Source organism: Paenibacillus algicola (assembly GCF_005577435.1).
GTDB classification, from domain to species: domain Bacteria; phylum Bacillota; class Bacilli; order Paenibacillales; family Paenibacillaceae; genus Paenibacillus_AQ; species Paenibacillus_AQ algicola.
Genome location: NZ_CP040396.1, coordinates 3,553,769 through 3,567,918, shown reverse-complemented (window position 1 = coordinate 3,567,918; position 14,150 = coordinate 3,553,769). Strand labels below are relative to the sequence as shown.

General features: G+C 53.3%; 14 protein-coding genes. 10 read left to right on the top strand and 4 right to left on the bottom strand.

Features of this window, described 5'->3' with window-relative positions; all coding sequences use genetic code 11:
- Positions 1–73: 73 nt before the first annotated feature.
- Together E6C60_RS16730 and E6C60_RS16725 are read right to left on the bottom strand one after the other, a co-directional pair.
- Complete coding sequence (locus tag E6C60_RS16730) at positions 74–499, bottom strand: ImmA/IrrE family metallo-endopeptidase (RefSeq protein WP_138226880.1); 426 nt, start codon at positions 497–499, stop codon at positions 74–76.
- A 75-nt stretch (positions 500–574) separates the two neighbouring features.
- Positions 575–1,009: a helix-turn-helix domain-containing protein gene (locus E6C60_RS16725; RefSeq protein ID WP_138226879.1), complete on the bottom strand. Its 435-nt coding sequence runs from the start codon at positions 1,007–1,009 to the stop codon at positions 575–577.
- A gap of 281 nt (positions 1,010–1,290) precedes the next feature.
- Between E6C60_RS16725 and E6C60_RS16720 the strand changes: the two genes are divergently transcribed.
- The 5 genes from E6C60_RS16720 to E6C60_RS16700 all read left to right on the top strand — a co-directional run bounded on the left by E6C60_RS16720 (position 1,291) and on the right by E6C60_RS16700 (position 5,626).
- On the top strand, positions 1,291–1,782 hold the full coding sequence (locus E6C60_RS16720; protein ID WP_138226878.1) for an ArpU family phage packaging/lysis transcriptional regulator: 492 nt from the start codon (positions 1,291–1,293) through the stop codon (positions 1,780–1,782).
- 210 nt (positions 1,783–1,992) lie between these two features.
- Positions 1,993–2,175: a YvrJ family protein gene (locus E6C60_RS16715; RefSeq protein WP_138226877.1), complete on the top strand. Its 183-nt coding sequence runs from the start codon at positions 1,993–1,995 to the stop codon at positions 2,173–2,175.
- Between the two features lie 95 nt (positions 2,176–2,270).
- Entirely contained in the window at positions 2,271–3,692 is a 1,422-nt protein-coding gene (locus E6C60_RS16710; protein WP_138226876.1) for a deoxyguanosinetriphosphate triphosphohydrolase family protein, read from the top strand.
- A 36-nt stretch (positions 3,693–3,728) separates the two neighbouring features.
- Positions 3,729–4,658: an MsnO8 family LLM class oxidoreductase gene (locus tag E6C60_RS16705; RefSeq protein ID WP_138226875.1), complete on the top strand. Its 930-nt coding sequence runs from the start codon at positions 3,729–3,731 to the stop codon at positions 4,656–4,658.
- Between the two features lie 2 nt (positions 4,659–4,660).
- Complete coding sequence (locus E6C60_RS16700; RefSeq protein WP_233281044.1) at positions 4,661–5,626, top strand: TRM11 family SAM-dependent methyltransferase; 966 nt, start codon at positions 4,661–4,663, stop codon at positions 5,624–5,626.
- 66 nt (positions 5,627–5,692) lie between these two features.
- On the opposite strand, the gene E6C60_RS16695 is transcribed toward E6C60_RS16700, so the two are convergent.
- Positions 5,693–6,646, bottom strand: coding sequence for a D-2-hydroxyacid dehydrogenase (locus tag E6C60_RS16695; protein ID WP_138226873.1), 954 nt, complete (start codon positions 6,644–6,646; stop codon positions 5,693–5,695).
- A gap of 400 nt (positions 6,647–7,046) precedes the next feature.
- Between E6C60_RS16695 and thpR the strand changes: the two genes are divergently transcribed.
- The 3 genes from thpR (at position 7,047) to E6C60_RS16680 (ending at position 9,454) form a co-directional block, all read left to right on the top strand.
- Positions 7,047–7,619, top strand: coding sequence for an RNA 2',3'-cyclic phosphodiesterase (gene thpR / locus E6C60_RS16690; RefSeq protein ID WP_138226872.1), 573 nt, complete (start codon positions 7,047–7,049; stop codon positions 7,617–7,619).
- A gap of 113 nt (positions 7,620–7,732) precedes the next feature.
- Positions 7,733–8,731 (top strand): cell wall hydrolase, encoded by a 999-nt coding sequence (locus tag E6C60_RS16685; RefSeq protein WP_138226871.1) that lies wholly within the window; start codon positions 7,733–7,735, stop codon positions 8,729–8,731.
- 39 nt (positions 8,732–8,770) lie between these two features.
- On the top strand, positions 8,771–9,454 hold the full coding sequence (locus tag E6C60_RS16680) for a metal-dependent hydrolase (protein ID WP_138226870.1): 684 nt from the start codon (positions 8,771–8,773) through the stop codon (positions 9,452–9,454).
- Between the two features lie 109 nt (positions 9,455–9,563).
- Here the strand turns inward: E6C60_RS16680 and E6C60_RS16675 are convergent, their stop codons facing one another.
- Positions 9,564–10,730: an MGDG synthase family glycosyltransferase gene (locus E6C60_RS16675; RefSeq protein WP_138226869.1), complete on the bottom strand. Its 1,167-nt coding sequence runs from the start codon at positions 10,728–10,730 to the stop codon at positions 9,564–9,566.
- A 271-nt stretch (positions 10,731–11,001) separates the two neighbouring features.
- Between E6C60_RS16675 and E6C60_RS16670 the strand changes: the two genes are divergently transcribed.
- Together E6C60_RS16670 and E6C60_RS16665 are read left to right on the top strand one after the other, a co-directional pair.
- Complete coding sequence (locus tag E6C60_RS16670; RefSeq protein WP_138226868.1) at positions 11,002–11,595, top strand: TetR/AcrR family transcriptional regulator; 594 nt, start codon at positions 11,002–11,004, stop codon at positions 11,593–11,595.
- A gap of 117 nt (positions 11,596–11,712) precedes the next feature.
- Complete coding sequence (locus E6C60_RS16665) at positions 11,713–13,974, top strand: YhgE/Pip domain-containing protein (RefSeq protein WP_233281043.1); 2,262 nt, start codon at positions 11,713–11,715, stop codon at positions 13,972–13,974.
- Positions 13,975–14,150 lie beyond the last annotated feature (176 nt).

Genomic DNA, 14,150 nt, shown 5'->3' with positions numbered 1-14,150 from the left:
ATAGAACTATCATAAAGTGAGCATGCAATAATTACAATCCGTCAAGCACGCCTGATTAAGAACGTGTGTTCGGTTAAATATCAAAAAAATAAAGCATTTCCTGTGGAATGCCGGCTCTTAAATAATACTCTCTCAATGATTCGTCGGGCTGCAGTGTCACGTTAGCGGTAAGGAGCAGAATGGCGAAGCGATGGGCCTGGCGTTCAAGCTTCCCTGGCGAAAAGTACGAGTGATCCTCCAAAAACAAACGGCTGATCCCTTTATGCAGCCGATCATGACCCAGCTCATGGGCACAGACGAACCGCTGCCACTCCAAAGGCAGCCTGGAATGAATGACAATGAATCGCCGCCGTAGCTTCCGGACGTAAAGCCCCTTGGTAGACTTGCCGAGATCAGCATAACGGATGTGAACGCCGAGCAGCGAAGCCAGTGTAAAAGGACAGCTTGTATGATGTTTGCGTACGAGCTTGCGTACAAGTGCTTGAAGCAGATCATCCATGATATTCACCTGCAGCTTTACTAAATTTAACGGGAGTCAGCGTTTACTTAATCTCTCCCCTAACATTCTGGACAACTATGGCTTGTTCCTGCCGCGCTTGTTCATTTTCTTGGCCTCCCAGAAGAGTCCGGTCAGGACGTCCTTGATACGCTGCTTGTCCTCCTGGTCCAGCGGAATTCCATCAAACATAAGCTCTCCGTCATCCTCGAGCAGGTGCTTGAAATCCCTCTTGTCCTTGTTGGTGGCCCATTCCGGAATCACGAGCTTGTCTTCGTCCTCGGAGGACTGCAGATCCTCCCAGTATCCTGCCGCCTGCATCATCTCTTCATAAGGAGCTTGAAGCGCCTCCGCGAGCTTGCGGAGCGTTTGCGGCTTGGGAATCCCTCTCAGGCCGTTTTCAATCCGGGAAATTTGGGAGCCGCTAATGCCGGCCGCCTGCGATAGCTGACTGATGCTGAGATTCTGATCTTCCCGAAGTGTTTTCAGATACTCGCCAAATGCTTGCTCCACATCCGCCACTCCTAAACGTTCAAATATACTGCATCCTTTATATAGTATAAACACGAGCCTACGTGTTGCCAACAGGTTCTAAATTCTGCGTATCGTTGCCAAAAGGCAAGGAAACAAGAGCATATCTTAAGCAGCATTCAAAAAGGGTCACGCATTCCTGTTTTACGACAAACACCAAATAGTGGTATATTGATCTTAAATACGAACAAAATGGGAACAGGAACTTCGATAAATGGAAGAGCCTTTGAGCCCGCACTACATTTTTTTAAGGAGTGAGAAGCATGAATCACCATTTACCGGAATTGGATCGCCGCAAGACCCAGCAGGCCATTGAAGCCTTGTTTGAAAAATACCGCATTTATAAAACCATCACCTTTGAAGCCCGGGAAACCGATCTGACCGCTTTATACGGTGACAGATCTCAGGGTCCCACCAATGGAACCTCAGAGCAGACTGCGCAGGCAGAGAATACGAACATGGATGTCCCTGCCGCAAGGAAGCAGTATTGCGATACGATTGATCTCATGGTAGAACGGCTGAGTGAACGGGAGCAGCGGCTGATTCGAGAGCGGTATTTGAAGCAGGACGACGTTTATGATTACAAGGTGTACAATCACATGCTGGAGCCGCCCGTCAGCAAGGATACGTATGCCAAAATCCGCAGCCGCGCTTTTTACAAGCTGGCTCTTGCGTTTGCAGATCGGGGAATGCTTCACCTGGAGAAGCTGCGTAAGGGGAGCAAGGCGAAGGGAAATGGCAGAGCTATGAGCTAATATACAACGGGACAAGCACTGCTAAATAGGAACGTGTGTTCCTACTTTTTTTGTCCCGAGATTCGTCCGAGGTTCTTCCTTGGATCGTCAGCGATATATCCTGAAGAAGGTACAATATTTGTAGCAAGCGGAGGCGATATCTCATTTCAAGGAATAGGTGTACTCAGTGTTACGACACAACGTCGATAAAGGAAAGGAGGCGAGTGATGTATGCAGGATTCTTCTTGGATTACACTGATGAGCTCTGTGGTTTCAAACCTGGGATTTCCAATTGTGGTAGCCGGATTCTTGCTGCTGCGAGTTGAGAAGAAGCTTGAAGCATTAAACCATGCTGTTCTGGAGCTGCAAAAAGAACTTCGGGATGATCGGAATGCATCTCATGGAAAGAAGTAAACTCCAAAAATACCTGACATCCTTTTTCAATACCGTCAGGAATAACATATAATTAGAACACAAGACAGAGAGACTGGTTACAGGAGTGGAACAGTATGGAGCATATATTGAAGTCTCTGCGGGAGCATCGGCAATATCCGGAGCAGACGAAGCAGGACGTAACCCGGGCCGCTTATGAGCGGGACTATTCCCGCCTGATTCATTCGCCGACCTTTCGGCGGCTGCAGGGCAAATCGCAGGTATTCGGGGCCGGCACGGGAGATTACTACCGCACGCGCTTGACGCATTCCCTGGAGGTGGCGCAGATTGCGAGGGAGGCCTCGCGCAGCCTGCTTCGCTCTTACCCGGAGGTGCTGCCGGAGTCGGCAGAGAGTGCCGGTCTGATCATCGATCCCGAGGTTGTAGAGTGCGCGGCGATCGCGCATGATTTCGGGCATCCTCCGTTTGGCCATAAGGGCGAGGAGGTGCTTCAGGATATTTTGGATAAGCTGGTGGACCGGAAGACGGAGCAGGAGCTGGCGAAGCAGCCGGGCATTCCGGACCCCGCAGAGGCGCTGCGGGTGAAGCGGCTGATGCGGGAGAAATATGAGCATTTTGAAGGCAATGCACATAATTTCCGTCTGATGATGTTTCTGGAGAAACGAGAGGATGTTAACGGCTTGAACCTCTCCGATGCCGTGCTGCTGGGCGTGAACAAGTATCCTTTTTCCGGGCTGGAGAAGCCCAAGGGCATGTACCGCCATGAGTGGGAGTATATTTCACAGATTCGGCAGGTCTGGGAAATTCCGGACAAGAAGCGGACGCTGGAAGCGCAGCTGATGGATCTTTGCGATGACATCGCGTATTCCGCGCATGATCTGGAGGATGGAATTAAAGCGGGCAAGATTGAGGTGCATGAGCATTTTTTGAGAGACGGACATCTGAACCGGCTCATTGTGGAGAAGATTACGACACTGGAGGATGATTTCTGGAGCGGCTGGCAGCCGGAGAGCATCGGCCCGAAGGTAGCACAGGTGCTGGATGACTTCCAGCGTGTCTGGAATGAGAAGCTGCCCCTGTGTCAGCATGATTATTCCCGCACCCGGCGCGAGGTGAAGGCGTATTGGGTCAGCCTGTTTGTCGGGAGCCTGGGCGTCATTCCGGATGGAGATTGGAAAAAGGTGACGTTCGTGAAGGAGGGCGCGGAGGACGAGGATATGCTGAGAACGGTCAGTGTGCTCAAAAGCTTCGCCTGGGTGACAATGATCCGCGATCTTCGCGTCCAGCGGCTGCAAAAGCGCAGCGAGTGGATTATCCGGCGCCTATGGGGCGCGTTTCTCGATCCGGAATCGTCCAAAGCCATTATTCCCTCGGACTGGCTCCAGCGCTATGAAGAGGATCAGAAGCGGTCACAGCCGATCTGGACCTGGGAGCATATGGTCATTGATTATATTGCAGGCATGACGGACGCCTTCGCAGAGAAAATCTATAACGAGCTGTTTGGATTAAAGGTCGGCTCTATCTATGACCTGGATTAATGAACGGCAAGAGAACGTCATCAGGAGGGGGTTCACATGCAACAGCTGTCGTTAAGCGTGCTTGATCTCGTTCCGCACACCGGGGAATCAAGCTTTGAAGAAGCCTTGCAGCAGGCTGTAACACTTGCACAGGAGGCGGAGCACTGGGGATATCATCGTTACTGGGCGGCAGAGCATCATGATATGGACCAGCTGTCCTGCGCTTCGCCGGAGGTGCTGCTGGCGCGAATTGGCGCGGCTACGAAGCAGATTCGCCTGGGATCAGGAGCGGTGCTGCTCCCGCATTACAGTCCGCTCAAGGTAGCGGAGAATTTCCGCATGCTGGCAGCGCTGTTCCCGGATCGGGTAGATCTGGGCATCGGGCGAGCTCCCGGAGGCTCCGCCCATGCTTCGATGGCACTGAGCGGCAATTACCTCTCGCATGTGGCAGAGATGCGTGATCGGGTGAAGGCGCTGAGCGATCTGCTTCAGGATGCTTATACGTATGAGGGAGCTGCAGTAACCGCTAAGCCGGTGCCCAAGATCCAGCCGGCACTCTGGATGCTGGGTACGAACACCAAGAGTGCTGCCCTGGCGGCTGAGCACGGGACAGGTTATGTGTTCGGTCAGTTTATGAGTGAGAAGGACGGCAAAGAAATATTGGCACAATACCGGGAGAGCTTCACAGTATCGCCGCTGCAGCCGTCACCGGCAGCTATGGTTGCTGTGAGTGTGATTTGTGCCGCGGTACCGGGGGAAGCCGAGGCCTTGGCGGAGCAGGCCGTAATGCCCGGATTTCCTATGGAAGAAGGAGAGAAAGAGCGGCGGGTCATTACGGGCACGCCGGACAAGGTACATTCACGGCTGCTGCTGATGGCAGAGTACTACGGCTGCAGTGAATTTATGATCTTTACGCCGCCGCTGGGCAGCTATGAACAGCGCCTGAGCTCTTACCGCCTGCTGTCTCAGGTGATGCGGCAGGGATGAGCATGATGGATGCATATCTTTACACCTATGCTGCCCATGAATCCGAGCAGGCGTTGTGCGCGCTGGAGCTGTCAGAGCTGCTAGGATCTTTTCCTGTTACGCTGAAATCATCGCCTGCACCGTCCAGCCGGGGCCTGCTATTCAGTGAAAGAGCTGTAAACCCGGACCGGAGTCCGTTTCTGACAGCGCGGCTGGATGTCTGGTTTGCCGCTTCAACGGTCGAGGAGCTGGCGCTTCAGGCAGCTAGCCTCTCTCTGCCGGAGGAGATGACCTTCAAGGTCGTCTACCTGAAAGAAAGCGATGCCTGCAGCTATGAAGAGCAGCGAACACGGGAAAGGAGCATCGGCGCTTGTATTCAGGGACAGGCCCGAATGAAGTCGCCGGATGTCACCTTCGGCCTGGCCGCCACGGGAGGGAAATGGCTGCTCGGTGAGCTGCACCTGCCTCCGCGGCAGTGGCTGGAGCATACCTCCAAGCCGCACAATTATTCGACAGGCCTCAGCTCGCGGACCGCGCGGGCACTCGTCAATATTGCAGCACCCCGGCTGGAGGGAACGACGTTCCTTGACCCCTGCTGCGGCATGGGCAATGTGCTCATTGAGGCGCTCTCAATGGGGCTCAGAGCAGAAGGCGGCGACTTAAATCCGCTTGCTGTGCAGGGTGCGAGAGTCAATCTGAGGCATTACGGGTATGGCGAGGACTGTGTACGAATTCAGGATATGAATGACCGCAGCGGCCGCTATGATGCAGCTGTGCTGGATCTGCCGTACAACGTCTGCTCAGTGCTTCCGGAGGAAGAGAAAATACAGATGCTCAGGTCGCTGCGCCGCCTGACGGGCCGGGTCGTAATCGTAGCGACCGAGCCGCTGGAGACGCTCCTTGCAGACGCCGGCTGGACCGTGCTGAGACATGTACAGACGCGCAAGGGTACCTTTACGCGGGATATATGGCTGTGCCAGAGTATGTAATCATAGCAAATCCCGACAGTCACACTGCCGGGATATTGCTATCTATATTGAAGCTGCTGACAGCTCTTAGTACGCCCGCTCATAATCAATGACGTTGCGCGGCAAGGGCTTTTCATCTGCATAAGCCTTCAGATTGTCTATAAATATATCCATAATCCGTTCGTTATAATGAACCGTATCACCGGCCGTATGCGGGGTCATAATGACCTGCTGCATATCCCACAGCGGGTGGTCCGCTGGAAGCGGCTCCTCCTCGAACACATCCAGTCCGGCGCCGGCCAGATGTCCGGATTGCAGCGCCTCGACAAGGGCGGAGGTAACTACACTAGGTCCGCGGCCCACGTTGACGAAGAAAGCTCCTTTCTTCATGGCAGCAAATCGGTCTTTATTGAACAAACCCTTCGTTTCGTCCGTGAGCGGCAAAATGTTAATGCAGTAATCTCCTTGCGCAAGGGCATCATTCAGCTTGTCTGTGGTCATCATGTCATCAATATAAGGGTCAGGCTTGCCAGAGCGGCGGACGCCAATCGTTCTCATTCCAAAGGCTTGCGCTGCCTTCGCCGCAGCACTTCCGATGTGACCGACACCGATGATGACAGCGGTTTTGCCGGACAGCTCGCGAAAATCTCCGCCTTTGATCCATTGATGGCTGCTTTGTCCTTCAATCGCGCGGTGAAGATTCCGGTTGAAGGCCAGCATCAGCGAGAAAATATGCTCGGTAATCGGAATACTGTGCACACCACTGGCATTCGTAAGCTGGATGCCCCGGGCTTTGAAGTCCTGTAACGGAAGCTTATCGACACCGGCGGACCAAACCTGGATCCAGCGAACGCGGCTGTTCTCCTGCAAGGCTTCCTCCTGAGCATCCTTGGTCCAGCCCAGCACAATATCCGCAGAGGATACCGTTCCGGATGGAAGCTCCTTATACTTCCCGACAACGAGCTCATAGCCTTGCGCTGCCTCGGTGATCCGGTTCTGTTCTTCCTGGGAAAGCTTGTGTAATGCAACAATTTTCGGCATGAATGGGGTCTCCTCCTTCAGATGAATGAAAAAAGTACCAGGTCGTTCAATATTTTATCAGAATTAAACCAGTGATGCATGTCGGGAAACATCCGGCATCAGTGACCGGGTCTGCTATAGGGGAACAGGTGCACCCCTTAAAATCGTGATCTGGCAAGGAGTATAGCGCTTACATGAAGGGGATGGAGGATGACCATAACCCTGCCTCACTGACTTGACAACAGGATTCAAAGCTGATGAAATATACGCAGCTGAAGAGGCTGAACAGGCGCCGTTTCAGGCGTGCTGGGAGTTTTTTGCATTCCCTTTTTCAGATTTTATGGTATCATGTAGAACTTAGTGCGGGAAATGCACATCCTCTAAGGGTGCAATCAAACCACAAAGGAAAGAAGGTTATGGCATGAATGCAGCCGACCGAAGCTCGGTCATGCGTTTGTTTGTCGCCCTGCCGCTGCCCCGGGAAGCAGCCGGCGCTATGCTTCAATGGACTCAGGAGCTGAAGGAGCATCTGTCCTTCCGCAAATGGGTGCACCCGCAGGATTATCATATTACTCTTCAGTTTCTTGGAGATCTGGATCCGGAGATGACGGCCTCCGTGGTGTCTAGCCTGTCCAGCGTTGCAGTGATACAGAAGCCTTTTTCACTCACGCTCGGGAAGGGCGGGGTGTTCGGGCTGGCTGCTTCGCCGCGAGTCATGTGGACAGGCGTGGACGGAGATCTGAAGGAGCTGCAGGTTTTGCAGCAGCGTGTGACCGCCAGTATGGCAGCCCTCGGCTTAAAGCCGGAGGAACGCCCTTACCGGCCTCATATTACCGCTGCCAGAAAATTTATAGACGGCCGCATTCCCATCCCCTGCCTGGAGCAGGGACCAGAGCGTGTTCGCTTCACGGCGGACGCTCTGGTGCTGTATCGGACCGTGATGGGTGCCAGCCCTATGTACGAAGTTCAGGAACGAGCTGCTTTTTCAGGCTGATCTCTCAGGAGGAAGCGCGCTCAAACTTTTTATTTTTGCGAGAATGGGTGTTTTCAACTCCTGAATTTCTGGTTACATAGAGAGGGAATGTGCCGACTTATAGGAGGAAGAACATGGATATTTCAATGTTTAGGCAAAATCGCTTCATCGCTCTGCTGCTCGGAGCGCTTTTAGTGAGCTTGTCTTTAATAAGCCTGCTGGGAATGCAGACATCCGCAGAACAGACAGAGAAGAGCAAGCCTTCCCTGGTGAACGGCAAGCCATCTGCGGCCTCGGCACAGCAACCAGGCGAAGCAAGCCGACAGAGTACCGAGTTAACAAGCAACACAGCGATACAGGCAGTCAAGCCAAATGCAGCACCGATTCAACATTCAAGCCCGAATGAGAACCAACCGTTTCAACTACCGGCATTTCATTATTCAAGCCAGCTTCAAGGCTGGAAGCCGGAGCCAGACAAGGCATTGTCTATTCCGGAACCCCGGCAGCAGGAGAGCGAATCCGACAAGGAAGAAGCTCAGGCTAAAGAGAAAGCAACTGCGAGCCAGCATTCGAAAAGCACAGCCAAGCCCGTTGATGAGAGCACAGAAGATTCAGCACCTAAGGCCCAGGCGAAGCCGAAGAACACAGAGGGGACTCATGCCGTTAATGCCAAGGCGAACAGCCTACACCCCCCCACAACTTTATTCTTCACAAGAACGAAGACGTTAACCCAGAATGAGAAGCAGCACGCTACCTGGGAATACGCTTTGTCAGCTGAAGAGCTGCTTCTGCTCCAAAAGATTGTTATGGCAGAGGCGGAAGGCGAACCGTACGAAGGCAAAGTGGCAGTTGCCAATGTTGTCCTGAACCGGCTGCGGTCAGCCAATTTTCCCGATACGATTAGAAATGTGATTTACCAGAAGCATCAGTTCAGTCCCGTTGCGAACGGACGTATGGACCGGGTAAAACCGAGCGAAGAGACGATTAAAGCGGTGCATGCTGCACTTCATGGCGAGAAGGCGGTCAGCGATGATACGTATTTTTTCCTGTCCTTAACGTTAGCTCAAGACCTGACGGTGCATCATTCCAGAACCTTTGCGAAAAAAATCGGAAATCATTCTTTTTACAAATAGCCTCCTTCGGGTAATGTAACAGCAGGAGGTGCTAACCCTGTGAAAATAACGTATTACGGTCATTCCTGCACGCTGGTTGAGCATGAGGCGAAGAGGGTGATTATAGATCCTTTTCTGTCCGGCAATCCTCCAAGTGGCGTGTCCCCGGAAAATATTGAAGTGGATGCGGTCATTCTGACTCATGGCCATGATGATCACTTTGGCGATTGCATCGATCTTGCCAGGAGAAACAACTGCCCGATTATTGCAGTGTATGAGCTTGCTGTATTTTGCAGCAAAAAAGGGGTTCAAGCCGATGGACTCAATATTGGCGGGGCCCGCAAATATGACGGCTTTGAGGTTAAGCTGACGAGTGCGCTGCACTCCTCATCCGTATCGGACGGAGACACCTGGGTATATGCAGGACAGCCGGCCGGCGTGCTGCTCACCATGGGAGGACATACCTTTTATCATGCCGGGGATACCGCGCTATTCAGTGATCTGCGGATGATTGGCGAGATGAATTCTATAGCCTGCGCGGCACTGCCGATCGGAGATGCGCTCACGATGGGACCGCAGGATGCCTTGCTGGCAGCGCAATGGCTGCGCACACCACGGGTCATCCCGGTACACTATAACACCTTTCCGGGCATTGAGCAGGATGGACAGGACTTTTGTAACCGGCTGAAGCAGTCCGGCATTGAAGGCTATCCGCTGACATCCGGACAAAGTCTGGAGATATAGTCTTATAGACAACCTCATATCTAATCGCACAAAAAGGCTGGACCCGCTGCTCATGCGGGCCCAGCCTTTTATATAGGATGCACAGTACTATTGAATGATGGCAGATAGACTATTGATCCACGAGCACCTGAACGCCATGGGGAATGGCCACGGTTTCGCGGTTCAGCATGGAGAGCACTTGATTCACACAGTGATCAGGCATAAGATGCGGGGAAACCCCGTCCATCATGCGGCGGCGGTACTGCAGAACGTCCTCATAGCGGCAGGAGAGCAGCTGCAGCCATTTATCCAGCACCGCAGGCTGATCCAGTACCTCACCAAGCCCCTCACTCACAAAAAAGTGACAGTTCTCCTCCTCTTGACCCGGAATCGGCTCGTAGAAGAGCATCGGAATGCCCTTGGCGGCTCCTTCCGTGCACGTCATGCCCCCGGGCTTTGTAATGAGCAGGTCCGAGGCGCCCATCAGCTTGTGGATATCCTTGCGGTATCCCAGCACATGAATGTGCGGATGGCGGAACAACGGATTGTGCTTCATCTCGGCGACGAGCTTCTCGTTCTGTCCCATGCAAAAGATCAGCTGAATATCGTCAGCTCTCGATGCCAGCTTGCTGAGCAGCTCCTTATTGAACATCAGCCCCCAGCCGCCGCCCATGATCAGGATCGTTGGCATATTCTTGAACCCCAGCTCCGTCCGGAGAGCCTCGGGAGGCTCAGGATCCCAGAACTTCGGATGGACCGGAATGCCGGTTACATGTATGTACTGCGATAAGATCGATCTGCGCATCAACAGCTTCTTCACCTGCGGCGTGGATACCAGGTATTCATCAACCTCGGGATTTACCCAGGTTCCATGCGCATCATAATCAGTAATCAGCGTGTATAAAGGAACGTGCAGTCCTTGACGCTTGAGCCGGGATACCACGGCATTGGGAAAAGGATGGGTGCATATAATCAGGTCCGGCTTGAGCTGCTGAATGACCTGGGAAGCCTGCGCATAAAAAATCCGGTGCAATGCGAGCCGGGTCAGCTTGTTCAGCGATTTCTTGTATTGTGAACGGTACAGCATGCCTACAAGCCGGGGCCGGACGCTTACCGTCTTGCGGTAAGCAGAAAGAATCAGCGGGCCTACTGTCGGATTCAGGAAATTGCCAAGCTCAATGACCCGGCACTGAATATGCGGATTCTTTCTCTTGAGGCCTTCTGCCAATGCATACGCCGCTTGGGTATGTCCTGTGCCGAAGCCTTCTGAAAAGAGAAGCACTCTTGTTTTTCGCATGTTTTCACCACTTCTTTCTTCCTCTATCTTACAAAAACGGATTGGATTTTTGAAGAGTGACTTCGCAAAAAAGGACATTACTAGTATATACGCTGTAGCTGCGGATGTTTTCCGTTTATTTTTGTAAAATCCAAGCCTATGGCAGCTATTGCGCTTCAGCGATGAATTTGCTACACTGGAATGACTGAATGACCAGAATTGAATTATAGTCATTTTATCGATTCCGGACAAGTTTCTTCTATTATAATACACGAAGGAGGGGGATGGATATATGGCAGCTGTAGACCGCCGTCAACTGATTCTGGATGCCGCGGCCGAATCGTTCGCGCGCTTTGGATACAAGGCGACAACCATGGATCAGGTAGCCCGGATTGCGAATGTAGGCAAAGGGACGATCTATACTTTTTTTGCGAATAAAGAAGAGCTGTTTGAAGAGATTCTGCTTTCGGTCATGCTAGAGATGAAGAAGATCGCGGAGCGAACGATCCGTAAGGACCGACATTTCTTCGATAATCTGTATGACGTGCTGGATGCGCTCCTGGATTTCCGGGATGAGCATTCGCTGTTTATAAAGCTGGGGCAGGAGAAACGGGATCTAGGTACCGCTAAGGCAGGCTATGGCTTGTCCAAGGTAGAGAACGGAATTGTATCGTATATTCAAGGCGTGGTGGAGAACGCGATTGAGCAGCAGGAGATCAAGCCTTGCGATTCTCAGGTTATAGCCTTTGTGATGCTGAAGCTGTATACGTCTCTGGCAGGAAATTTCAATGGCTTGAGAGAGCCGCTGGCCAAGAATGACGTGAAGCAATATATGATGCTGTTTATGGAGCAGGGACTAAAGGATGCGGGATCCGGCCGGATATAACGGAGGGACCCGCTTTGCCAAGGTGAAGGGCGTCCCAGGTGGAATGTCTTATTTTTTTGCTTAGGAATGACCAAATGAACAAAATAGTCATATTGTATTAAAAGGAGATGGAGAAGAGTGAATGTGTTTTTCAAGGATGTAGGAGCGGCTCTGCGTAATCGGAAGCTGCTGATTCCACTCATTGCCGTCCTGTTTATTCCGATTATGTACAGCGGGATGTTCTTAGGAGCCTTCTGGGATCCGTATGGAAAAATGGAGCAGCTGCCCGTGGCCGTCGTCAATGACGACCTGGGTGCAGAATTCGAGGGGAAGACACTGACCGTTGGGGAGGACCTTGTTGCCGAGCTGAAGAAGGGTGGTGACTTCAACTGGCAGTTTGTCAGCCGTGAAGAAGCGGAGACTGGGATGATAAATAATGAATACTACATGACGATTGTGATTCCAGAGCAGTTCTCGAAGCAGGCGACAACCGTACTGGATGAGCAGCCGCAGCCGGCGAAGCTGATCTTTGAGCCGAACGAGGGCTATAACTTTCTCGCAGGTCAGATCGGTGGAAGTGCGGTCAAGCAGATTCAGTCCAGTGTGTCTGCAAAAGTGACAGAGGCTTATACCGAGACGTTATTTCAGCAGGTCCAGGACTTGGCAGGCGGGCTGAGCGAGGCAGGTCAGGGTGCCTCTGAGCTGTCAGACGGTGCGGTGAAGCTGGACGAAGGAGCTCTCAAGCTGAAAGACAATCTGAGCAAGCTGGTGAGCGGTACAGAGGAGCTTCGCTCCGGAGTCGCTCCACTGGCACAGGGCGTTCAGGAGGTAGCGGCTGGCACGAGCTCCCTAGACGGGGGCGCGAAGGCGCTGGCATCAGGCTTGTCCCAGCTGCTTGCGGCTCAGAAGGAGCTGCAGGCAGGTGCAGAGGACGCTGCCGGCGGCGGCACTCAGCTGGCTGCCGGCATTGAAAGAGCAGCCAGCGGCAGCCGGGAATTGACTGCAGGGCTGGAAGCCAGCCGCGATGGGGCTGCAGCGCTGCAGGCAGGAGCACAGAGCGCCGCAAACGGAGCAGAAAGCCTGGAGAACGGCCTTGCGCAATCACAGGAAGGTGCAAAGTCTCTGCAGGAAGGGGCCGAAGCGCTGGCCGGGGGCTTACAGCAGCTCTCTGAAAGCAATGAGCAGCTGGCTGCGTTGCCAGAACTGCAGCAGCTGCTGGCAGCAAGCCAGGAGCTCGCAGCCGGCACTGCAACAATGAGTGAGAGCCAGGAGCAGCTGCGGGCCGGCGCCGCGAAGCTGAAGGCGGGGACTGCCGAGCTGAGCGAGGGAGCAGGCAGATTGAACACCGGCGCAGAAGAGCTGCTACAGGGCAGCAAGGAGCTGTCCGGCGGCAGTGAACAGCTCCTTGCGGGTGCCAAATCGCTGACGGCGGGGCAAGAACAGCTGTCGGCGGGCATAAAGCAGTTTGGCAGCAAGCTGGGCGAGGCTGCACAGGGCAGCCTTGAGCTCGCAGATGGCGCCGCCAGCCTGAAGCAGGGCACGCTGGCGCTTAGCGAAGGCGCGGATAAGCTGGGCAGCGGGGTCGGGCGTCTCGCGGACGGCTCGAAGGAGCTGGATGCCGGTGCAGGTGAACTGGTCAGCGGAATGAATTCCTTGACATCCGGCTCCGGCACACTCGCAGCCAGACTGAATGAAGCCGCGGAGCAGGCAGGTGCGGTTCAGGCAACAGACAGCACGTATACGATGTTTGCGGGACCCGTTGAGGTGGAGGAGCAGAAAGTGAACGAGGTGCCCAACTACGGGACCGGGTTTGCGCCGTACTTCCTGTCGCTGGGATTGTTTGTTGGTGCACTGATTACTTCCATTGTGATGCCGGTGGTGGAGTCTTCGGTGCCTGGGGCTGGCGGCTTGAGCCGACTCGTGAGCCGGACGCTTTCCTTTGCAGCTATGGGAGTCATTCAGGCGCTGCTGGCCGTGCTGCTTCTGATTTACGGCCTGGATCTGGAGGTCCAGAACGTACCCATGTTCTATGGGTTTGCGATCATCACGAGTCTGTCGTATATGCTGCTGATTCAAGCGCTGGTAACTTGGCTCGATTTGCCGGGACGCTTTGTCGCCATAGTCATCCTGATTCTACAGCTTACGACAAGCGCAGGCACGTTCCCGCTGGAGCTGATTCCCGATTGGATGAGGTTGTTTAATCCACTGCTTCCGATGACGTACAGTGTAGCGGGCTTCAAGGCTGTGATCTCTACCGGCGATGTGAGCGTGATCTGGAGCAATACCTTGGTTCTGTCCGCCTTTGGCGGCGGGTGCCTGGTGCTGACGGCCGTGTATTTCCTAACGAATCAATACAAGAAGAGAGTCAACCCTACTCCGGCAATAACCGCCGTGCAGTGACAAAAAAAGACATTTCGCTGAAAAATGCGGAATGTCTTTTTTGGTGGTTTTTTTGCATTATTATACATAATCAATCAAGTAAGTTGGCTTGAGAACGGTCACAAAAGCAAAAGTTATCGAAATTATAAAAAGTTTGAATTGCGCTGATATTAAGGGAATGCTAAAATAATAACACT

What these genes read in the sequence shown, in the direction of transcription:
- E6C60_RS16730 (WP_138226880.1), bottom strand. Translation starts at nt 499, where the DNA reads ATGGATGATCTGCTTCAAGCACTTGTACGCAAGCTCGTACGCAAACAT.
- E6C60_RS16720 (WP_138226878.1), top strand. Translation starts at nt 1,291, where the DNA reads ATGAATCACCATTTACCGGAATTGGATCGCCGCAAGACCCAGCAGGCC.
- E6C60_RS16715 (WP_138226877.1), top strand. Translation starts at nt 1,993, where the DNA reads ATGCAGGATTCTTCTTGGATTACACTGATGAGCTCTGTGGTTTCAAAC.
- E6C60_RS16710 (WP_138226876.1), top strand. Translation starts at nt 2,271, where the DNA reads ATGGAGCATATATTGAAGTCTCTGCGGGAGCATCGGCAATATCCGGAG.
- E6C60_RS16705 (WP_138226875.1), top strand. Translation starts at nt 3,729, where the DNA reads ATGCAACAGCTGTCGTTAAGCGTGCTTGATCTCGTTCCGCACACCGGG.
- E6C60_RS16700 (WP_233281044.1), top strand. Translation starts at nt 4,661, where the DNA reads ATGATGGATGCATATCTTTACACCTATGCTGCCCATGAATCCGAGCAG.
- E6C60_RS16695 (WP_138226873.1), bottom strand. Translation starts at nt 6,646, where the DNA reads ATGCCGAAAATTGTTGCATTACACAAGCTTTCCCAGGAAGAACAGAAC.
- thpR (WP_138226872.1), top strand. Translation starts at nt 7,047, where the DNA reads ATGAATGCAGCCGACCGAAGCTCGGTCATGCGTTTGTTTGTCGCCCTG.
- E6C60_RS16685 (WP_138226871.1), top strand. Translation starts at nt 7,733, where the DNA reads ATGGATATTTCAATGTTTAGGCAAAATCGCTTCATCGCTCTGCTGCTC.
- E6C60_RS16675 (WP_138226869.1), bottom strand. Translation starts at nt 10,730, where the DNA reads ATGCGAAAAACAAGAGTGCTTCTCTTTTCAGAAGGCTTCGGCACAGGA.
- E6C60_RS16670 (WP_138226868.1), top strand. Translation starts at nt 11,002, where the DNA reads ATGGCAGCTGTAGACCGCCGTCAACTGATTCTGGATGCCGCGGCCGAA.